Below are 21,546 nucleotides of genomic sequence, written 5' to 3' on the forward strand. Positions count from 1 at the left end.
TTTTAAAGCTTTACAAAATTGATTTTTATGATACCGTCTATATTACCGATTAGATTCAAGGTTTCCTTAGCTACCTCTGAATCCACTGTTAAAAACATCATAGCTTCTTTGGCTTTAAAGTTCCTACTAACCTGCATGGTTGCAATATTTACCTTGCTTGCCCCTAACAATGTACCCATCTGCCCAATCATCCCTGGTTTGTCATGATTATTTGCCACCAGCATATAAGGCATTGGTATTACATCAAATTCGAAGCCATTTACTTCTACTATCCTAGCATCCTTTTTAGCAAATATCGTACCTGCTACGGTGAAGGTTTTATCCTTTGTTACAATATTTACTCTGATTTTATTCATATAGTTTCCGTTTACTGTTTCTTTACTCTCTACCACGCTTATTCCTCTGTTTTTTGCAATTAAACTTGCATTTACATAGTTTACTCTTTCCTTCAAAATGGGTTCAAAAACTCCCTTTAGAATGGCTAAGGTAATCACAGAGGTTTCCATTTCTGCTACCGCCCCACTATAAATTACTTCTATTTTTTGGATGGCGTCTCTTTCCAACTGATGATACAGCTTTCCTAAAACTTCTCCCAGCTCCAAATAAGATTGTAGGGATTCTAGCTCGTGGTGATGTAGGGTTGGAAGATTTACTGCATTGGGTACCATTTCTCCCTTTAGTGCACTAACGACTTCATGGGCAATTGTAACCCCTACATTGTCCTGTGCTTCTACTGTATCTGCACCTAAATGCGGTGTGATAATAACATTGTCAATATCCAATAATGGTGAAGTTGTATTAGGTTCATCCACTAAAACATCTATTCCAGCACTAGCTACTATTCCTTCCTTCATAGCCTTTACCAATGCATCCTCGCAGATGATGCCACCTCTTGCACAATTTACAACTCTTACACCCTTTTTCGCCAGCTTAAACTCTTTTTCTCCAATCATACCAAAGGTTTCTTCTGTCTTAGGAGTATGAATAGATATAAAATCAGATTCCTTAACTAAATCTTCAAGTTTTTCCTTTTTCTCTACACCAAATTTTTTAAAGCGCTCCTCTGTGATATAAGGATCATAAGCAACTACCTTCATACCAAAGGATTGCATTCTTGTGGCTACCAAAGAACCTATTCTACCTAATCCTACAATTCCTAGGGTTTTTCCCTGTAGTTCTACACCCTTGAAGCCACTGCGATCCCAATTTCTATTTTTGATAAAGCCGTTGGCTTGAGGAATGTTTCTGCAGGATGCAATCAATAAACCAATAGAATGCTCTGCAGCAGAAACTGTATTGGCTTCAGGAGTATTTACTACAATAATGCCTCTTTTTGTAGCTCCCTCCATTTCAATATTGTCTACTCCATTTCCTGCTCTACCCACCACCTTTAAGTTTGTGGCATGCTGATAAAATTCTTCATTTACCTTTGTAACGCTTCTTACCACAATAGCATCATAATTTTTGATGACATCCAATAATCTTTCTCTTTCAACACATAGCTGAAAGTCTACATCTACTTCCATTCCAGAATTTTTTAAAGCTTCAATGCCCTTATCTGCTATTTTTTCTGTTACCAATACCTTCATTTGCTTTTCCTCCCTTTTCTACATTACTCCGCTAATGTAATAAATTATTTGAATAATAAAAAGCTCTCGTCTTTGGCATAATGCCAAGGACGAGAGCTATACTCACGTGGTGCCACCTTGTTTTGTCATGATCCATGACCTCTAAGGATATAACGGTATTTAACCGGAACGGGTTCATCCCCGTCTGCTCCAGAGTAGATTCAACAGCTTCCAGTGCCAATTTCCACCAACCATTGGCTCTCTATGACCTTCCTGCTGTTTACTATTTTCCTTCATAGCATTTTAAAATATGTAGTGATATATATTTAATCTATATCCTACTACGGCTAATATCCTTTGTCAAGAATTTTTTTAATTTTTATTTTTTTCCTCTTCTCTGCCATGCATGAAGCAGTAATGCCAATCCAATAACGCCATAAGCCACAAATACTCTAAAGAATTCTCCGATTTGACTGTCGTTCATTAAATTTTGTCCCGCCATAGGAGAAATGATAAATAACATATGGAACATGAATGTTCCCATTAATGCCTGTCTGTAGGTAGCCTTTGTAACAGAAGCTCCTCCAATCAATAGAGATGCTACAGCAAAAAGTCCCACCTGTTCATGACTTCCATAGGTATTTAAAGTACCAATGTTTTGCAAGAATATGATTTGTCCCCACGCAGCTAGTACAGTGGAAATAATAATAGCAATAATTCTTGTTCTATCAACATTAATTCCCGCCACTTGAGCGATATGCATATTCTGTCCTACTGTCCGCATTTCTTGACCTAATTTTGTTTTTAGGAAAAAGGTTAGGGTCAAGCATAAAAGCACTATAACCACAAGTGTGAATACAGGTACAGTTAATCCGGGGTAAGGTCTAATTTTTATAATATCATCCATAGCATATCGTACTCCCGCAAGGTCTACGCTATTTCTAAGCCCCATTCCAGTGGATAAAAGCAATCCCTCTTTTTTGAACGGAATAATCGTTCCTGCAAATAAGAGAAAAATAAGCTGGTACAGACCATTAGAGAAAAAGCCTAGAATCATGCTGGTAATCATTTCTTTTCCTTTTGCTTTATTCAAAACTCTACCTACTAAGTAACCAAATACAATGGCTACAGGAGTAGAGACCAAAATAGCTATGAGAAGTCCACCTGCCCCTTCTAAAGAATAATTGGTAATGAAAATTAGAGCCATTTGACCTGCCATAGCACCTAAAACAATCCCAAAATTTAGGCCCATTCCAGCAATAACTGGTATGATCAAAGAAATAACTAAAAATGAGTTTCTTCCAAGTCTTATAATTACTTCATTTAATACAAAAATAAATGGTAATTCAGAGAGGTAATAACCTACTGCACATAAAACAATAAATACAATTGGTACAATAAATCCCATTATGCGTTCTACATTCGTTTGTTTCTTCACTTTTATTTCTTCTATTTGCAAATGATTGTCCATTATGCTAGGTCACCTCCTGTTTCTCTCGTTAAGGCATAAAGAATAATACCATTTTGAACAATAGCTCGAATAACCTCTGACATGCTTCCATCAGCTAATATATTGATAACAGGAAGTGATACAACTAATAGTGCTTGAAACAAAAAGGTTCCTATAATAACATGGGAAATAGCAACTTTTTTAATAGAGGCGCCTCCAATTAATATAGCTGCAACTGCAGGAAATGCAGCCATTAAGGGTGCATTATATAACTGTAAGAATCCAAAGGATTGGCTATAAACAATAATCCCGATGGCAGCTAATACTGTTGATAGTACAATCCCTAAAATCCTTTGTTGATTTACATTAATACCTGTAGCTGTTGCAAATTTTTCATTAGCACCAGCAGCATTCATAATGGCTCCACTTTTTGTTTTTCCAAACACCCATACCGCAATACAGCATAATGCAAAGAATGCCAATAAACCTGTTGGTATTTGAACACCCGCAACATTAAAGCTTAAAAAACCATTTAAGACTTTATCTATAGTTGACTCGAGAGAGATGGTCACCCTCAATCCACTACCACCAACAGCCCATATTAGTTCTGGGCTTCTAAAGGGTGCTAACAACCAAAATATACACATTCCAGATACAACAGAAAAGCCTACATAGGTTCCTACTGTCATTTCCTGCCCTTTAATGCGATTTAACATTTGTCCATAAAAATATCCAACGATTGCAGCTATAGGAATTGCTACTACTAATGCAGTAAAAAAACCTGTAAAGCCACCTAATTTAAATTCTATACTAACTAAGGCTCCTATCAATCCACATACAATACCTATTGGTAGTGCAAAGTTAAGCCCTACACCAGCTTGAATAGCAGGTACCAGAGCCAACACTAGTATTCCATTCATTCCAACACGAGTGAGAATATCTCCTATAAGACCAGGAACTGGAATAGCTAGCACAGCTGCCATAACGCATAGAATAAATAAAAATGCTCCTATAATAAGTCTAGGATATCCTACCTTATCTACGAAGTTTTTTAAGCCTTCCATACTATGATACCTCCTCTTTGACATATTCCCCTGCCATCATCAAGCCATAATTAACATCACTATCATTAGGTGAAAGCACACCTTCCAGTTTCCCTTCAAAAATAATGGCAATGCGATCAGAAACAGAACGCAGCTCTGCTAATTCACTAGAAGTAATGATGACTGTCATCCCTAATTCTCGATTTAGCTTTACTAACAAATCAAGTACTATTTTCTTTGCTCCAACGTCAATCCCTCTAGTGGGCTCTGATACCAAGATAATATCTGGATCTAAAGTCAATGCCCTAGCAATACATACCTTTTGTTGATTTCCTCCGCTTAGCCTACGGGTTAATTGCTTTGGTCCCGTACATCGAATATCCAATTCTTTTATCATATTTAAAGCATGCTCTTTTACCTCTTTATTGTTCATTATTTTAAAACTAGCTATATTTTTAATAAACTTTTCTTTTATTTGAAGTGCTGAAATAGCAATATTATGTTCTATCGAATCATCCAATAACAGGCCTACACCTCTTCTATCCTCTGTTACAAAAGCCACTCCAGAATCCAGCACTTTTTTGGGTTGATTTAGTGGTAAAGGAGTGCCGTCCCTTAATATTTCTCCTCTTGTAGGATATAGTCCCATGATTCCGTTGGCTACGCCAATCTTTCCTTGGCCTCCTAGACCGCCGATGCCTAAAATTTCACCTCTACGTACCTTTAGATTTAATCCCTTTACCATTTCTCCAGGCATATCTACATAAAGATTTTTTAATTCTAAAATATAATCCTTCTCTTCATCCTCTTGCTTCATATCTTTGGCAGTATTAGTATTCTCTATTTTTCTGCCCACCATTAACTCGGCAATTTTGTGAACATCAGCATCCTTTGTTATTAGACTGCTAACAACCTCTCCATCCCTTAACACCGTAATATTATCAGTTATTTCTATGATCTCATCTAGCCTATGGGAAATAAATAAAATAGCAATCCCAAGATCAGCTAGCTTTCTAACTACCTTTAAGAATTTATCCGCCTCTGCTTCAGCCAAAACAGCAGTGGGTTCATCAAATACTAATATCTTTAAGTTTTCTTTATCAATTTCTCTAGCTATCTCAACAAACTGCATATATCCTATGGGTAGCCCCGCTACTGGTAACCATTCATCAATAGACATCCCTAACTTATCAAGGGCTTGTCGACTATCCTCACCCATTTTTTTAAAATTTAATGTCTTCATCTTAGGTCCTAATATACGACTAAATAAATTATCTTTAGTAATCTCTCTATTCAACTTAATATTCTCTGCAATACTAAACCCAGGAATCAACATAAACTCCTGATGTACCATACCAATTCCCAGCTCCATGGATTCCTTAGGAGTTTTAGGGTTCGCAACATTCCCATCAATAATGATATCTCCTTCAAAGCCTCCAGTACTGTGAATGACTTCCATACCAAATAAGATATTCATCAAGGTAGATTTTCCTGCACCATTCTCCCCAACTAAACCATGGATTTCACCAGCTTTGATATTAATATTAACGTTTTTTAGTACTCTATTACCAGAGTATTCTTTACTTACATTTTTTATTTGTAATAAGTAGTCTGTCCCCAAAGTGTTTCCCTCCTTTGACGGTGGATGTCGTAAATATTGAGGTTGCCAATTGGCAACCTCAATACCATTCATCTTATTATTTTGTATTAATTATAGACTTTTCTTAGAATATTTCTAATCCAGCAACAAACATCAAGAAGTTTGGTAGACCATCTAATGATTCAACCTGTACTTCTGTACCAGTTACTTCAGCTAAAACTTGGGCCATTTTTGCTTCGTCAAATTTATCAACTTGCCCTTGTGCATAAAGTACGCCGTATTCTACACCAGCTTCAACCATCGCCATACTTGCAGGTACTGCCCAGCTAGCCATTCTTCCAGTGTTGTCACCCTCTGCAACCTTAGCTCTAATTTGTGCTAACATAAAATCAACATCCCCAGCTTTATCAGCAGGAATTTCGATTCCGAAAGCTCCAGGATATGCATGGTATGGACTTGGACAACATTGCTCTGTATAAATAGCACCTTCATTCATAATAGAACGAATCATTGGTTCCATCATAGCACAGTTAGTTCCAAAGAAAACCGTGTCTTTTCCTAAAGCTGCAACTTGTCTTGGAATATCTTCTAAAATGAATTGTTGTGTTCCAGGTATACCTGCATCACCAGTTGGATCTGGAGCATCTACTTCTACAAAGTTCATTCCTAACTCTGCAGCAGTATTTTTCATAATATCTCTACGTTGAGATAAAAGCTCATAAGACATATGTCTTGGGAAGGAATAATGAACAAATGTTTCTGCACCCATTTTTTGAGCATCTTCTACAATACTTCTACCACGGGTTAATTGGTCAACATCTAAAACAATATCAGCACGAGCTGTTATTAGATCTGGATCTTCATGTGGGTTTCCAACTATAAATGCAATATCATCTCTAGTTTCTTTGATTCTATCAATTGCTGCCGCAGTTCCTGGAACCGCTTGAACTACGATGATAGCTTTAACCTCTGGATCTGCTGCTAAAGCAACGATTTGAGCGATAGTAGTTTCTTGTTCCTGCATAAATCTGTCAGGATATGTAACGTGTCTGATTACATCTGCCCCATATTTTGCTACCATTTTCTCTGCAGCACGGAATTCCTCTTCATTTTGAGAAACAGTTGAAGTTGCTAAACCGATTTTAAAACCTAAGCCCGCATCTGCTTCTTCTGCATCACTACCTGTATCTGCTGGTGCATCATTTGATCCACAACCAACTAAACTAAATACTAATAAAGCAATCATCAACAAAGCTAATAGCTTTTTAAACACAAAAACTCCCCCTTAATAAAAGTTATTATCAGTTTATCTTGTTATTTGTTACAATACTCTGTTCTTTTTTCACTCCTCTCTATTTTGTCTTTATAAGTTTAAATAACCTAAAACTTTTAGTAAATACTGCTTTAAGCTATTAAAAACTACCATTTCCAATAAAACAAAAGAGGTCGAGGTTTTATTTCTAGAAAACACATTACATATATTGTAAAAATTGTATAATTTTTCACTTGAATCGAAAAAATATACACAGAAAACTCTACTGAATGATATACATCGCTAGAAATAAACCTTTGTCTGTTTTTCTGCGTTATTCGTTTGATATATGGATTATTTTTATAAATTTTTATGTAAATTTATAAACCTTTCCCTACATCAAAATGTGCCAAATAACACACCTGTGTATTATTTGACACCGACCTTTTGTTTATAGTTTAACTTATAGAAGCAAAAAAATCAATAAAAAATTTTGAAAACTTAAAATTTTTTACTATCTAAATATACAACCTTCCGCTACAGCTTCTGCTGCTTTTATACCATCTACTGCTGCTGAAATAATCCCTCCTGCGTAACCAGCTCCTTCTCCAGTAGGATACAAGCCTTTAATATTGCTTTCATAGCCTTTATCCCTTTGTATCCGAATAGGGGAGGAACTTCTTGTTTCAATTGCTGTCATAACAGCATCCCCCAACTGAAATCCGTGGAGCTTACTATCAAGGGCTACAATAGCCTCCTTCATAGCCGCTGCTACAAACCCAGGAAGACATTGTCTTAAATCCGTTGGAGTAACTCCAGGCATATAAGAGGGATGCACCTTTCCTAGCTGCAGCGAAGGCTGGTCCTTTAAAAAATCCTTCACCAGCTGCACTGGTGCCCAATAATTCCCTCCACCTAGTACAAAGGCTTTTTCCTCCCATTTTCTTTGAAAGTGCATTCCTGCCAAAGGATAATGACTTTCAAAATCTTTAAGGTCTACACCTACCAGCAAGGCGCTGTTGGCATTTTCTTTATCTCTAGCATACTCACTCATGCCATTGGTAACAACTCTACCCTCTTCTGAAGCAGCCGCTACCACCTGGCCCCCGGGACACATGCAAAAAGTATAGACAGAGGCACCATTTTTGCAATGATAAGCCATTTTGTAGTCTGCAGCCCCCAGCTTAGGATTCTTTGCGTATTCACCATATTGAGCAATATCTATCAGACTTTGCGGATGCTCAATCCTTACGCCAATAGAAAAGGGTTTTTGATGAATTTCTACTTGGTTTTTATGCAGCATTTCAAATGTATCTCTTGCACTATGTCCAATAGCCAATATTACTTTATCTGTCTCAATAGTATCCTTCTCATTAACAATAACTCCCTTTACAGAGCCCTTATGTATCATAATATCTGTTACTTTTTTGTCAAACAATACTTTCCCGCCAAGGCTAATAATCTCTTTCCTAATATTTTTTACTACATCTCTTAGAATATCTGTGCCGATATGAGGCTTACTGCTATACATGATTTCTGGCGGTCCTCCAGCCTTCACCAATTCCTCCAGTATCTTTCTGCATCGAATATCCTTTATCTGCGTGGTCAGCTTGCCATCAGAAAAAGTACCGGCTCCCCCTTCACCAAATTGAACATTGGATTCTGTGTTTAGCTGTCCCTTTTCCCAAAACACATGGATATCCTTTGCTCTATGATCTACATCTTTGCCTCTTTCCAGCAAAATAGGTCCGTATCCCATTTGTGCCAGTATCAAGCCTGCAAATAATCCTGCTGGGCCTGTGCCTATAATAACTGGTGGAGCTTGCAGCTTATGGGTACCCTTCTTCACATACTTATATTCCATATCCGGCGTTAAAGAAATTTTCTTATCCTTGATCCTTTTCAACACCTTATCTTGATTTTTCACTTCTACATCAACAGTATATACAAAGGCAACCCTATCTTTTCTTCTTGCATCAATAGATTTTTTATAAATACTGTAGTCCCCTAAGTCCTCTTCTCTAATCCTTAGCTTCTTTAATATTGTATTTTTAAGCTCAGATTCCGATTGATTAATTGCTAGTTTGATATCTGGAACACGTATCATGCGGTTATACTCCCTTCAATATCCTTTATAATAAAGTAGCAGCTTCTCCTGCAATATATCCAGAGGACCATGCCCATTGTAGGTTAAATCCTCCGCAGTCTCCATCAATATCTACGATTTCACCAGCAAAATACAATCCTGGAATTAATTTTGATTCCATTGTTTTTGCATCAATATCTTCTACGTCCAGGCCACCAGCTGTTGTTTGCGCATTTCTCCAGGATTGAGTATCCACAATCTCTATTCTCCACTGCTTTAATTGGTCAACAATCTTTTCTATTTCATCAATAGATATTGTCTCACACTTTTTTTGTGGATTTTTTATACCAGCTTCTTTTAAAACAACAGGTATGAGTCTTTTATTTAGCAATCCAATAAAACTAAAATCCAATGCCTTCTGAGGCTGATAGCCTAATCGTATCTGCAGCATTTCCAGTAGCTCCTCCCACTGTAGGTGAGGGAACATATCCAGCTGAATATAGAGCTTTTTCTTATTCTTTAATCCTTCAGCCGCCTTACGACTGAGCTGTAATATTGGTGGTCCCGAAATGCCATAATCAGTAAATAGGATTTCTCCTGCTTCCTTTCGAAGAATGCTCTCTTCACCTATGATGGCCGCCTCACCAATAAATTTTACCCCTTTTAATGCCTTTAGAAAAGGTGCTTTGAGCTTTAGCTGTACTAAGGCAGGAATGGTTTCTATCACTCTATGGCCTAAGGACTTAGCTAATAGATAGCCATTTCCGTCAGAACCCAATTGAGGGCTGGCCTTTCCCCCTGTGGTTAGAATCACCTTGTCTCCCTCGATGGTCTGTTTATCTTTTAATATAAGCTTAAAGCCTTTGTCTTTGGCTTGTATACTGACGACTTCAGAATTGCATTGCTCCTTAATGTCTAATTCTTCAATTTCATACCTTAAGACATCTAACACACTGGCGGCCTGATCTGACATTGGAAAAACCTTTCCACCCTCTTCTATTTTATGAGCTATACCTAAATACTCAAAAAAGCTTATTGTTTGTTCTACATCAAAGGATTGTAGAATTCCCTGTGCAAATCGTACATTTTCTCCATGAAAAAATTTAAGGTCCATATTTATATTGGTAAAATTACATCTGCCGTTTCCTGTGGCTAGAATCTTTTTGCCTACTCTATCTAGTTTCTCTATAATAGTAACCTTTGCACCGTTTCTTCCAGCTGCAATAGCAGCCGTCAATCCTGCCGCTCCTCCACCTATCACTAACACATGAAGATTTTTGATCATCTTTTGTAGCCCCTTTTCTATTTCTTTATGTTATTATTCTATCATTTTTTATAAAATTTAATAGCTTAGCAACAAAAAACAGGAGAAAAATTCCTATTCTCATTATAATAAAAATCTTTCTCCAGCTAATCATTTAATTTTATTGTATGCTTAATCTAGTCCTATACCTTGTTTTTTTAATGAATTCCTTCATATGAGGTCTCTAGCTTTCTTAATTAGAGGTTCATTATCTCTCTTATTGCATAAATAAGTATATAAATCACTAAAATAATGCTAATTGCTATGATCACTTTACTGAGCCAAGCGATGCTAAAAGTAATCATTATCGCCTTAAGCAAGAATATCACTGATAAAGTCAACATAACTATGCCAGTAAAGCGATACTCCGCTTTGGTTTTCATTCTTTTTCTCTCTTCTGGTTTTGCTAACATATAAAAAGTAGTAGGTATGGGACCTTTTTCTTGAAATAAAAATACTGAATATATAAACAAACCTATGGCAGCAACAGCTATGAATACCGCCAAAAATATTTCCATTTATATTCTCCTCCCCTCATATGTCAGTTCCACTACATTTTGGGTAATGTTTTCTAACACATTAGGCCACCAGTCAACCTTGCCTGATTCAATTCCATTTCGTAAAATAACTATATTGTTTTGTGGAGATACATAGAGAAACTGGCCATGTTTCCCAGCAGCAAAGTAATCATATGCCCCCTGCTTCTTCTCAATGGAGTACCACATATATTGATATCCTGCACCTGTATTCTCTAAAAATGTGTTTTTATATTCTTGTTCTTCAAGTGGAAATTCTGCTATTGTAGATTTATATATCCAATCTTCGCTAATAATATCTTCACCATTCCATTTGCCCATATGTAAAAGCATACTTCCAATCTTAGCAAAATCTATGCTGCAAAAATTTAACCCACTCTCCATCTTTTCAAACTCATTCTTATGACTATCAAGGCTCCATGAGGCATCATACTCTGATCCGATTTTTTTCCACAATTTTTCTTCTAAGAAGCTGGATACCCTCTGACCTGTACTTCTCTCCAGAATAATGCCTAACAAAAGAGGATGATAATTATTGTAAAGAAAATTTCCTTGATACTCTTTATCAATTCTTATATGGTCCATTGCTAATTCTCTTAGATTTGGCATGTAATATGTCTTGGCATCGTCACCAAACCACAAAGAACCTTCTTTATACCTTATTTTTGATCTCATCATTAACAAATCTTCTATCGTTATTTCTTCCATGGGAGTATTTTTAAACTCATGTATATATTCTGCAATGGATTGTTTTTCGTTTTTTATAAATCCTTCATCAATTGCAATCCCTATCAGAAGAGATACGATTGATTTAACGGAAGAAAAAGATGTGTTTATTGAATCTCGGCTATATCCATTATAATACTGTTCAAATACTACTTTGTCATTATGGATAACAATAAATGATGTAGTTTTTGTATTTTCTAAAAAAATATTTAGTTTTTCTTTTCTGTCTTCGCCGTTGTATCTATAGTGAACTACTTCCTCTCCTAGGCCATCCATTATTTCACTCTCATAATAATATGGTTCTATGCTGGATTGTATAATTTTCTCAGGGAATATTTTATAATCATTTACATCAGAATCTCTATACCTTAGTATCCTATACATGTATTCAGGAGAGTATCTTACTATGGAAAACATTAAAATAGCAACAATTATTCCACCTAAAAAAATAGATAAATATGTTATATTCTTTTTCAAATGACCTACTCCTCACTAATTTTGTATTTCAGCTTCAAAATGAACTGCTTTTATCTCGGCTAGTCTCGGGAATACTCTAATGATTGATGTCCCAGCATTATTTATTATTGAAAAGTGATAATTGAATATTATCTGATTGCATTAGTTTATCTTTCATTGGCTTTGAATAGCTGCTAGAAAGATTATATTTAGCTTTCAGTTCATTTACCATCACATACAGTTTATCCTTATATTCCTTGCTTGCACCACCTGTTTTGTATAGCGTTTGCAATGGTTCATGTAAATTTGGAAATTCCCGTTTTATAAAATCTAAGAATACTACCCTTGTTTTTCCTCTCAAATAAAGCGTTCCTGGTAGAACATAATCCACCTGACACTCTCTTGCATGAGAATACAAAGAATTTACATTATCTCGATCATCTGTAAGATAGGGGATAATAGGCATAAAATGCAGTCCCGTGGAAGCATTTGTTTTTGCGAACTCTTTTAACATTCTAAATCTTTTTACAGATTCCACGCCATTTGGCTCTAACTTTCTGCGAATGTCTTCATTCATACATGTAATTGTTGCAGCAACATTGACATAGGTGATGTTGGCAAGCTCTGCAATTAAATCATAATCCCTCAAAATCAAATCTGATTTTGTAGAAATTATACAGGGGGTTTTATATTTTATCATCAATCGCAAAATATCAGGCATCAATTTGTATTGTGCTTCTATAATCTGATAGCTGTCTGTTACACCCCCAATATTGACGACTTCTCTTTCCCAAGAAGAACTGCTTAGTTGTTTTTCCAATTCCTCTATAATATTAATCTTTACATATATATCACTAAAATATTGCTGGGAATCTAAATACTGATGTGAATACATGGCATAACAATATTTACACCCATGCTCACAACCACGATATATATTCAAATCCCATGAAAATGGTATTTTTCTCTTTAACTTCTTAAGGGCTATCGAACATTGCATTTCTCTATAATTTGCCATTGCTTAACCTCTCTCTTATAAATGATTCATATATTTTTTTTTTATTTTCTAATGCTTATTTTAGATATTTTAATCACCTTTTTTGCGCACCTTGCCTTCCCTAGGATGGCAAATAATCATTTTTCTGCACATAATTCATTAACTACGTTATTATAATTATAACAAAAATTTACAGAAACACTATGAGAAAGCTTCAATTTTTTCCTAATTTTTACACATATTTTTTCAACTATTTAGTAATATAATAAACTCATTGCATCAAAAAAAAATGCATACAATTTTTCATGTAATTTTTGAGCCTATTTACATTATTCATTATATTTATCGTTGAAATTAAAAAAAATAACTACTGGCAAAATGAGTAGTTATTTTAAAAGTAAAATCTTATGTAATTTTTAGTTTTGCACCTCTGAAATGAACCCGTTGATATGCAGTTGAGATTTTGTTTTTAATTTTCACAAAAATATTTCATACTGGTTTTTTTAAGCTCTTCACTACTAAACAGCAGTTCATAGTTTTTTACTTCTATTGTTTTAGAAAGCTTATCTGCTATTTGATAGCAGTCCTCTTTACTACCTCCGTGTACCATGGTAAATAGATTATAGGGCCAGGCTGGATAGGTGGGTCTTTCATAGCAGTGGGTTACCTCTGAAAAAGCCGCCATCTGTGTTCCTATGTCTTTTGTCTTATGAGCCTCAACCTCCCATACCACCATAGCATTGGCGGTAAAGCCTGCTTTTCTATGCCTTAGTACTGCTCCAAATCTTCTTATGATACCTGCTTCTAGATACATTTGGATTTTTTCTAAAAGCTCTTCTTCTTTGATATTTATTTTTTCTGCTATCTCTTTATAGGGTTCAGGTGAATCAGGTAAATCCTCCTGCAGTTCTTTGATGATTTTTTTATCTAGGTCTGTTATCTCCACTACGTCACCTCTTTCCACAGCTTTCATCTTTCATATACTGGTTTTATATACTTGTCTCTGCTGCTTCTTTTTTGGAGCTTTCGAGATTGAACTGAACATTAATTTTAAAGAAATCTACTGCTGGTAGATTCAACATCTTTTCTACTGGTGATTCTCTCTTTATATCCTGCAAGGTTTTCTCTAGATATTCTTCTGATGGTCCGATTAAGGTAAACCACATATTATACTGATGATCTCGTATATAGTTATGGGTTACTCCTGGGATAGCATTGATTCTATCGGCAGTCTCCTGTAGGTTTTCCTCTGCTACCTGTAAAGCACATAAGGTACTATGGTAGCCTAATTTCCTAGAGTCAAAAACCCCTCCTATTCTCCGAATAATTCCAGTTTCTTTTAAATGCTTTACTCTATCCATTACTTCTTGTTCTGAGATTCCCAGTTTATCACCTATCTCTTTGTAGGGTCTACTATCAATGGGGAAGTCTTTTTGTATATGGGTTAGTATTCTTCTATCTAGGATGTCCATACCGCTTCTACTCCCTCTCTTCCATGATATAAGCACCAGGGCTCCTCAGCCATATAATCCCCATCATGATAGTAAGCGGCTCTGGCTCTACAGCCGCCGCAGCTTTTTTTGTATCTGCAGCTGCCGCAGCCACCGCTGTAATCCATCCTTCTCAAAGTTTTAAACACCTCGTTGTTTTTCCAAATTTCACTGAAGGGCGTTTCTCTTATATTGCCTATCTCCATATCCAGGTATGCACATGGCTGAACCCTTCCCTTTGGTCCTATGATACAATAGGAGGTTCCTGCCAAACAGCCCCTTTGAAATCGCAGGTCCATCCCCATTTCCTTTGCTATCCGCATGAACTGAGGAGCACAGGTGGGTTTCAGCTCTATAGAAGTCTCCTGCTGTTTTTTCATAATTCGCTGCAGTACCTCTTCATACTCTTGTGCTCTTAAGGATCCCTTTTCTATGGTGGAAGCCCTTCCAGTAGGAACTAAAAAGAAAATATGATGCGCCACCGCACCAAGTTGTACTGCTTTATCCGTCAAAGCCTCCAGTTCCTGTTGGTTCCAGTCCATCACAGTTGTATGTATTTGAAACGGCAGGCCTGCGTCTTTACAATTTTTCATTCCTTCAATTGCTCCCTGCCAAGCTCCTTTATAGCATCTTAGGCTATCGTGTTTGTCAGGGTCTAAACTATCCAGACTAATGCCTATTCCCATCACACCTAGATGTTTAAGTTTTTTTGCTACGTCCTTTGTGATAAATGTGCCATTGGTACCAAATACTGGTCTTAGTCCTAGGTCCTTGGCATAGGCCGCCAGTTCAAAGATATCCTGCCTCATAAAGGGCTCACCACCACTAAAAATCATTATTTTAAATCCTGCTTTAGCGATTTCCCTTAATAGATCTTTTCCTTCTTCTGTGCTTAACTCCTCCTCCACCTTTGCTCCTGCATCTCGATAGCAATGCTTACAAAGCATATTACATTGATTGGTGGTATTCCAAGATATGATCATACAGCATTCCTCCTCATGCCGATTTCCTCCTCTGTGAGATAGCAGGCAGGATCTGACTGCCAAAAGTCTCCTGTGACAGCCTCTGCCCTGCCGCGAAAGTTTCCATTGCATAGGTTTAGCCAGCTGCAGTTACTGCATCTTCCCTTTAATAGAGGCTTTCTATTTTTCAGTCCACCCAGTATAGGATGAGTAGTATCCTGCCATATTTCTCCGAAGCTTCTTTTCATAACATTGCCAAGGGTATGATTTTGTGTAAACTGATCTGGATGCACATTCCCCTGACTATCTACATTGGCAAAGGCCATACCGGAGCGATTGCCCCCGTTCCTCTCCATCAGCCGGTATATTTCCTCTGCTCTTTTAGGGTTGGTTTTCCTGAGCTTTAGATACATGTATATGCCATCAGCGTGATTATCGACTGTTAGGATTTCTTTATCTAATCCTCTATGATGAAAATCTAAGGTTTTTTCCATAATCAAGTCTAGGGCTTTTCTAGACTCTTCATGAGAAATATCCTCCTCCATCATCTGCTGCCCTCTGCCACAATATACTAAGTGATAAAAACAGATTCTATCAATATGTAAATCCTCTACCAGTTTAAATATTTCGCTTAGTTCCTTGTAGTTGTGGCGATTGATGGTAAATCTCAGACCTACCCTTTGCCCTGCTGCTACACAGTTTTCTATACCCTGCACAGCCAAATCAAATGCTCCTTTTTTCCCTCTGAATCTATCATTGGTTTCTTTTAGTCCATCCAAACTAATCCCAACGTAGCCTATGCCAATTTTTCGTAGGTTTTCTGCTATTTTACGGGTGATCAACGTACCATTGGTTGAAATCGTTGGACGAATGTTATTGTTCACTGCATCCTGGGCCAACATAAAAAAATCCTCCCGCATTAAAGGCTCTCCCCCTGAAAAGAGCAACACTGGCACCTTGAATCTGCCTAAGTCCTCAATGAAGCTTTTGCCTTCTTCATAGGTCAATTCCCCTTCATAGTTTTTAGCCTCTGAATCCATATAGCAATGAATACATTTTAGATTGCAGCTTCTTGTAGTATTCCATGCTACAACAGGCCCATAACCTTCACTGGTACCATGGACAGTGTGTTTACTGCTTTTTCTATATCGTAAAGAATCACCAAAATTATCCGTTCCTAGTAGAAGCTTTGTTACACTAATCATAAAAATAACCCTCCTGTATATACAATTCTGTTTTATAATATACCCTATACCTTTAGTATATTATGCTTCTCCTGGTTAATTTAGGCAAAAAAAAAGACACTATATCGTAAATAGTATCCTATTAGCATACTTTAGCTATGAGCTGGTTCCTTGGAATGATGCTTTCTTAATGCCTTCGCCTGTGAATAAGAATAAATCAATAACCCAAGCCATATGAAGCCAAAGCTGAAAAAATGCACTTTAGTAAATGCTTCTTTGTAGACAAAAACTCCTAAAAATAAGCTGATGGTAGGTGCAATATATTGAGCAAAGCCCATCATGGATAAAGGCACTCTTTTTGCTGCTTCACTAAACATCAATAGGGGTGTAGCCGTTGCAACTCCCGCTAAAGTAAGAATCAACAAGGTAGTAGTAGGTATCACTGTTAATGCACCTGTTCCATTAAACTCTTTAAACAAAACATAGCCTAAAGCTATGGGCATTAGCATAATGGTTTCAAGCATAAGTCCTGTAATAGAATCCACTTGAACAAGCTTTTTCAGTAATCCATAGAGACCGAAGCTTACAGCTAAGGTTAATGCAATCCAAGGAATCTCACCATACTGTAGAGTAATAATCAATACTCCTACTGCTGCTAAGGCTATCGCCGTGATCTGCCATGCATTTAGCTTCTCTTTCAATACTACCATAGCTAAGGTAACCACCACTAAGGGATTAATATAGTATCCCATACTGGCCTCCACCAGATAATTAGAGTTAACCGCCCAAATGTATAAGAACCAATTGATGGATATGGTAATAGCGCATAAAGTCACCAATACAACATTCTTTTTATTACCGAAAACCTCTTTGATGCTGGCTAATCTTTTTTTATAAAGTAAGACAAAGAATAAAAAAACACAGGACCATAAAATCCTATGGGCCAGAATCTCATCTGCAGGAATTGCCTGCAGCAGCTTCCAATACAGCGGTAGAAAACCCCAAATTATGAATGCCCCTACCACTAAAAGAACACCAATAAATCTTCTATTTTCCGCCGTTTCATTTTTTCCCATGGCAGCATTGCCCTCCTACCCATTCTTATATTTATCTCATTATACTCCTATCATTTTGATTTTGAAAGAGAAAAATAAATATAGAGACAAATTATTTAAAAAAATAATTTGTCTCTATTGTAATCACCTATAGGAAATCCTTCATATACTTTTCTGCCTCGGCTGGTTTCCATTGTCTATCTACTAGAGAAGGTCCTTCAGCTAAGTAAGGTATTTGGTCGATATAGGTTGGCTTTTCTTTTTTATAAATAACCCCTAATGGTATTCCTTCCTCCCATTCTAACGCCTTTTGAAATGCAGCTATTTTATCTGTGGGGTCATAGCTTTCATCTAAATAATATACATTGTCTTTATACCATTTAAAGGTATTTACCTGATTAAAGATGACACAAGGCTGTAAAATATCTACCAAGGCATAGCCCTTATGATTGATAGCCTCCTTCATGATGGAAATAAGATGTTTTTTATTTCCCGAAAAGCTTCTAGCTACAAAGCTGCAGTCTAAACTCACTGCCAAAGCCAGTGGACTAAGCTGCTGTATTCTAACACCATCAAGCTGCATACTTGTTTTCTGCCCTTCAGCGGTAGTGGGAGACCCTTGTCCTTTTGTCAGCCCATATACTTGATTATCATGAACAAAATGAGTAATATCTACGTTTCTTCTTATGCCATGCATAAGATGATTGCCGCCTTCTCCATAGCTGTCTCCATCTCCAGAATGAATAATTACCTTGAGATCTTTATTAGCAATTTTAATACCACTGGCAGGAGGTACTGCCCTACCATGGAGACCATTGAAGCCATTGGTATTGATATAATGAGGTAGTTTCGCTGCCTGCCCTATTCCTGATGCCACTACAACCTGATGAGGCTTAAGCTCCAGCTCTGCTAATGCTTCCTTTATGGCTGGTAAGATGCTGTAGTTACCACAACCAGGGCACCAAGCCATTTCATCCTTGGAATCATACATTTTTATATCCAGCATCTATAGCACCTCCTCTTTCACTCTTTTATAGATTTCATATCCACTCATTTGTCTACCATCATATTTTAGTATACTTTTCTGGCAGGGAATTCCCGTCTCTTGACGGATAAGCTTTGCCAGTTGTCCAGTATAGTTTTGTTCCACATTTATTATTTGGGCAGCGTTTCCACTGTATTTTTCTAAGAGCTTTGTTGGCAATGGGTATAGGTCACCAAATACCAAGGCACCCACATCAATGTTTTCCTTCTGCAGGATTTCTACTGCCTCATTTAATGGCCCATTCATAGAGCCCCAGCCCAACAATAAAATTTCAGGTTTTTCTACACCAAAATAATTTGGCTCTATTAATTCTTCCTTAAGAGCTTCCATTCTTTTCATCCGCTTATTCACCATTTGGATTCTAACCTCTGCAGATTCTGTAATATGTCCTTCTTCATTATGCTCATCACTATCTACTAGAACAACTTGCCCTTCGTGCTTGCCAGGGATAATCCTTGGGGATAATCCATCCTCTGTCAGGCGATATCGTTTATATGCTCCGTCCTGCAATGCCTCTTCCCCTGCTATGTGTCTATCAATAGATATATTACTAAAATCAAAGGGCTGAATGGTTTCTGTTGCATCTGATAGATACTGGTCTCCCAATATGACCACCAGCATCTGATACTTATCTGCTATATTCAAGGCTCGAACAGTCTGATAGAAGGCATCCTCAGCGTTTCTTACAGCAAGCACCATTCTAGGAATCTCTCCATGAGAAGCAGTTAATACAAAGCTCAAATCTCCTTGCTCTGTTCTGGTAGGAAATCCAGTAGCAGGTCCAGGTCTCTGGATATTTGCCACTACCAAAGGTGTTTCCATGATCCCTGCTAATCCCAATGCTTCCACCATCAAGGAGAATCCCCCGCCGGAGGTGCCCGTCATGGCTCTTGTGCCAGCATAGGAGGCCCCTATTGCCATATTGATAGCTGCTATTTCGTCCTCCACCTGCTCCACGACAATATTGGCATCCTCTTGCTTTCCTGATAAGTAGGTCATAATACTGGTGCCTGGTGTCATAGGATAGCCTGAGTAAAAGCTTACGCCCCCGGCTAATGCTCCTAAGGCGATGGCTTGATTGCTATTGATATAGATATGTTGATCTTCTGGTGCTTTATCTAGATGATACTTTATGTCTGTAAGGCTATATCCCTTCTCTAAAGCCTGCAAATTTCGTCTGCTTAGCTCCTGGTTAAATTTTTCTTCAAATACCTCCTCTGCTTTATTAATGTCTAATCCAAAGAGCCTCAACACTACCCCCAAAGCTATAGAACCAAAAACCTTTGTATTGCCTATGTCTTTTGCTATTTCCTTTAGTGGCAGGCTCATGCCTCTTTTGTCATCTACCTCTATCCCTGCATCACAAAGAATGACCCCTTCCTCCTGTAGTTTTTCTTTATGGAGATCAATCGTGTTTTTGTCCAGTGCCACGATTACGTCTAATGCAGGATGATGAGAGGTAATGGTTTCTGTGCCAAATCGAATTTGGATAAAATTATGGCCTCCTCGAATCCTTGACATATAATCCTTATTGGAAAAAACATAATATCCTTGTCTTTTTAATATTTTTTCCAATAAAGCTGCTAAGGTATCCATTCCCTGTCCAGCTTCACCGCCAATTAGAATATTGTACTTCAACTTTCAACACCTCCAATAATCTATGTGTAATTTTATTATGCTTAAAGGCTATATATGACCTTTTCATTCTTTCAGTCATGATTTTTTTCCTTGAAGCTTGTTTAAATAAATACCCATCTCTTTTATTTATAACCATATAATACAACTGTATTTATCCATAGAAAAAACCCTTATAAAAAGGGTTTTCTCTAACTAATTATTATTTTCCCATTGGGTTTTTAAAGGAACACGGTACCGCTACCATGCATTTACCGCATACGTCTGTCACACCTAAGTCACCTGACAGCTTGTCATTGTATAAGCACATTTCATAGCATTTGTGTCGATCGTAGCCTTCTACCTGTAAGGCTCCATTAACACAGCCGGATACACATAGCTTGCATACTCCTTTTGCTTTGTATAGACAGAATTCTTTTTCTGTTACTTCAGTGGGAGGAATTTCTAAATTGGTTACGATACTCCCAACCCTGCCACAGCATCCTTTCTCTGTGATTAACATATTGTTTAATCCAAACTTGCCTAGCCCAGCTATATAGGCAACATGCCTATGGGACCATTCACTAATCAATAAATCCTCATCAAAATTATGGGTAGCAGGAATGATGGTGGATTCAAAATCCATCTCCTGTATCTTTTCATGTAAATAGGTATTTAAATCAAAAATCAGTTGATTGGTTTCTATATAGGCCACACCCCATGTTCTTGAGCTTTCTTTGCCTTCTATATTGCTTTCAACTACCTCTTCCTCAAAAGGGAGAAAATAGGTGATCACGGTTTTAGCATCCTCTAAAAAATCCGTCGGCAATCCATGGGAAGGGGTCACAACCTCCTTTAGTTGATAAAAGCTTTCATTTTTTGCATCTGCATAGGCGATGATAGGCTCTAACCATCTTGTTTCTGTATTCTTTGTATCTGGATATCCTTTTACAAAATCCTTAATATACTTTTCAACTGTTTCCCTCATCTACGTTCCTCCTAATGCTGTGATTTAAATTGCTCTTATCTTTACTATAACATATATTCACAAATCTTGATAAACTGAACCTTATTTTATCAGCACATCAACAATGAATAAACCATTAAGATGTCCGACGAACTTATCTCAATTACCGTAAAGGCAGGAAACCTCGGCTTTGTTGTCGAATATTATTTATG

The 21,546-nt window shown here is 37.2% G+C and carries 18 protein-coding genes and 1 other annotated feature; all 18 genes read right to left on the reverse strand.

What is annotated here, in order from left to right; genetic code table 11:
- Nucleotides 1-2: 2 nt before the first annotated feature.
- The 18 genes from serA to BMX10_RS06690 all read right to left on the reverse strand — a co-directional run bounded on the left by serA (nt 3) and on the right by BMX10_RS06690 (nt 21,355).
- Nucleotides 3-1,589: a phosphoglycerate dehydrogenase gene (gene serA / locus BMX10_RS06605; RefSeq protein ID WP_090441239.1), complete on the reverse strand. Its 1,587-nt coding sequence runs from the start codon at nt 1,587-1,589 to the stop codon at nt 3-5.
- A gap of 82 nt (nt 1,590-1,671) precedes the next feature.
- Nucleotides 1,672-1,874 (reverse strand) — a binding site (T-box leader).
- 73 nt (nt 1,875-1,947) lie between these two features.
- Nucleotides 1,948-3,039: an ABC transporter permease subunit gene (locus BMX10_RS06610; protein ID WP_090441241.1), complete on the reverse strand. Its 1,092-nt coding sequence runs from the start codon at nt 3,037-3,039 to the stop codon at nt 1,948-1,950.
- Nucleotides 3,039-4,082 (reverse strand): ABC transporter permease subunit, encoded by a 1,044-nt coding sequence (locus tag BMX10_RS06615; RefSeq protein WP_090441245.1) that lies wholly within the window; start codon nt 4,080-4,082, stop codon nt 3,039-3,041. Before BMX10_RS06615 ends, BMX10_RS06610 begins: the two co-directional genes overlap by 1 nt.
- Before the next feature lies 1 nt (nt 4,083).
- Nucleotides 4,084-5,682: a sugar ABC transporter ATP-binding protein gene (locus BMX10_RS06620; protein ID WP_208976120.1), complete on the reverse strand. Its 1,599-nt coding sequence runs from the start codon at nt 5,680-5,682 to the stop codon at nt 4,084-4,086.
- Between the two features lie 103 nt (nt 5,683-5,785).
- The gene (locus BMX10_RS06625) at nt 5,786-6,934 is read right to left on the reverse strand and encodes a DUF3798 domain-containing protein (RefSeq protein WP_090441251.1); all 1,149 of its coding nucleotides are present in this window, start codon (nt 6,932-6,934) and stop codon (nt 5,786-5,788) included.
- Between the two features lie 493 nt (nt 6,935-7,427).
- Entirely contained in the window at nt 7,428-9,020 is a 1,593-nt protein-coding gene (locus tag BMX10_RS06630) for an NAD(P)/FAD-dependent oxidoreductase (protein WP_090441254.1), read from the reverse strand.
- A gap of 25 nt (nt 9,021-9,045) precedes the next feature.
- Nucleotides 9,046-10,284 carry a BaiN/RdsA family NAD(P)/FAD-dependent oxidoreductase gene (locus BMX10_RS06635; RefSeq protein WP_090441257.1) on the reverse strand — a complete coding sequence of 413 codons (1,239 nt, stop codon included), beginning with the start codon at nt 10,282-10,284 and terminating at the stop codon, nt 9,046-9,048.
- A 215-nt stretch (nt 10,285-10,499) separates the two neighbouring features.
- Nucleotides 10,500-10,820 carry a DUF3784 domain-containing protein gene (locus tag BMX10_RS06640; protein WP_090441260.1) on the reverse strand — a complete coding sequence of 107 codons (321 nt, stop codon included), beginning with the start codon at nt 10,818-10,820 and terminating at the stop codon, nt 10,500-10,502.
- Complete coding sequence (locus BMX10_RS06645; RefSeq protein ID WP_090441263.1) at nt 10,821-12,041, reverse strand: serine hydrolase domain-containing protein; 1,221 nt, start codon at nt 12,039-12,041, stop codon at nt 10,821-10,823.
- A 97-nt stretch (nt 12,042-12,138) separates the two neighbouring features.
- Entirely contained in the window at nt 12,139-13,038 is a 900-nt protein-coding gene (locus tag BMX10_RS06650; protein ID WP_090441266.1) for an SPL family radical SAM protein, read from the reverse strand.
- A gap of 448 nt (nt 13,039-13,486) precedes the next feature.
- The gene (gene ahbB / locus BMX10_RS06655) at nt 13,487-13,981 is read right to left on the reverse strand and encodes a siroheme decarboxylase subunit beta (RefSeq protein ID WP_244272655.1); all 495 of its coding nucleotides are present in this window, start codon (nt 13,979-13,981) and stop codon (nt 13,487-13,489) included.
- A gap of 25 nt (nt 13,982-14,006) precedes the next feature.
- Nucleotides 14,007-14,489, reverse strand: a complete 483-nt coding sequence (gene ahbA / locus BMX10_RS06660) for a siroheme decarboxylase subunit alpha (RefSeq protein WP_090441272.1) — start codon at nt 14,487-14,489, stop codon at nt 14,007-14,009.
- Nucleotides 14,477-15,490, reverse strand: coding sequence for a putative heme d1 biosynthesis radical SAM protein NirJ2 (gene nirJ2, locus BMX10_RS06665; protein WP_090441276.1), 1,014 nt, complete (start codon nt 15,488-15,490; stop codon nt 14,477-14,479). Before nirJ2 ends, ahbA begins: the two co-directional genes overlap by 13 nt.
- On the reverse strand, nt 15,487-16,674 hold the full coding sequence (gene nirJ1, locus BMX10_RS06670; protein WP_090441279.1) for a putative heme d1 biosynthesis radical SAM protein NirJ1: 1,188 nt from the start codon (nt 16,672-16,674) through the stop codon (nt 15,487-15,489). Before nirJ1 ends, nirJ2 begins: the two co-directional genes overlap by 4 nt.
- Before the next feature lie 131 nt (nt 16,675-16,805).
- Nucleotides 16,806-17,729 carry an EamA family transporter RarD gene (gene rarD / locus BMX10_RS06675; RefSeq protein WP_090441282.1) on the reverse strand — a complete coding sequence of 308 codons (924 nt, stop codon included), beginning with the start codon at nt 17,727-17,729 and terminating at the stop codon, nt 16,806-16,808.
- Nucleotides 17,730-17,856: 127 nt separating this feature from the next.
- The gene (locus BMX10_RS06680) at nt 17,857-18,714 is read right to left on the reverse strand and encodes a 2-oxoacid:ferredoxin oxidoreductase subunit beta (protein ID WP_090441285.1); all 858 of its coding nucleotides are present in this window, start codon (nt 18,712-18,714) and stop codon (nt 17,857-17,859) included.
- Nucleotides 18,715-20,391 carry a 2-oxoacid:acceptor oxidoreductase subunit alpha gene (locus BMX10_RS06685; RefSeq protein ID WP_090441288.1) on the reverse strand — a complete coding sequence of 559 codons (1,677 nt, stop codon included), beginning with the start codon at nt 20,389-20,391 and terminating at the stop codon, nt 18,715-18,717. It lies immediately after the preceding gene.
- A gap of 199 nt (nt 20,392-20,590) precedes the next feature.
- On the reverse strand, nt 20,591-21,355 hold the full coding sequence (locus BMX10_RS06690) for an epoxyqueuosine reductase (protein ID WP_090441290.1): 765 nt from the start codon (nt 21,353-21,355) through the stop codon (nt 20,591-20,593).
- Nucleotides 21,356-21,546 lie beyond the last annotated feature (191 nt).

It is taken from the genome of Natronincola peptidivorans, assembly GCF_900111615.1.
In the GTDB taxonomy this organism is placed as follows: Bacteria; Bacillota; Clostridia; order Peptostreptococcales; family Natronincolaceae; genus Natronincola_A; species Natronincola_A peptidivorans.

Bases quoted from the DNA above. Each gene is read 5' to 3' on its own strand.
- serA (WP_090441239.1), bottom strand. From the start codon at position 1,589: ATGAAGGTATTGGTAACAGAAAAAATAGCAGATAAGGGCATTGAAGCT.
- BMX10_RS06610 (WP_090441241.1), bottom strand. From the start codon at position 3,039: ATGGACAATCATTTGCAAATAGAAGAAATAAAAGTGAAGAAACAAACG.
- BMX10_RS06615 (WP_090441245.1), bottom strand. From the start codon at position 4,082: ATGGAAGGCTTAAAAAACTTCGTAGATAAGGTAGGATATCCTAGACTT.
- BMX10_RS06630 (WP_090441254.1), bottom strand. From the start codon at position 9,020: ATGATACGTGTTCCAGATATCAAACTAGCAATTAATCAATCGGAATCT.
- BMX10_RS06635 (WP_090441257.1), bottom strand. From the start codon at position 10,284: ATGATCAAAAATCTTCATGTGTTAGTGATAGGTGGAGGAGCGGCAGGA.
- BMX10_RS06640 (WP_090441260.1), bottom strand. From the start codon at position 10,820: ATGGAAATATTTTTGGCGGTATTCATAGCTGTTGCTGCCATAGGTTTG.
- BMX10_RS06650 (WP_090441266.1), bottom strand. From the start codon at position 13,038: ATGGCAAATTATAGAGAAATGCAATGTTCGATAGCCCTTAAGAAGTTA.
- ahbA (WP_090441272.1), bottom strand. From the start codon at position 14,489: ATGGACATCCTAGATAGAAGAATACTAACCCATATACAAAAAGACTTC.
- nirJ2 (WP_090441276.1), bottom strand. From the start codon at position 15,490: ATGATCATATCTTGGAATACCACCAATCAATGTAATATGCTTTGTAAG.
- nirJ1 (WP_090441279.1), bottom strand. From the start codon at position 16,674: ATGATTAGTGTAACAAAGCTTCTACTAGGAACGGATAATTTTGGTGAT.
- rarD (WP_090441282.1), bottom strand. From the start codon at position 17,729: ATGGGAAAAAATGAAACGGCGGAAAATAGAAGATTTATTGGTGTTCTT.
- BMX10_RS06680 (WP_090441285.1), bottom strand. From the start codon at position 18,714: ATGCTGGATATAAAAATGTATGATTCCAAGGATGAAATGGCTTGGTGC.
- BMX10_RS06690 (WP_090441290.1), bottom strand. From the start codon at position 21,355: ATGAGGGAAACAGTTGAAAAGTATATTAAGGATTTTGTAAAAGGATAT.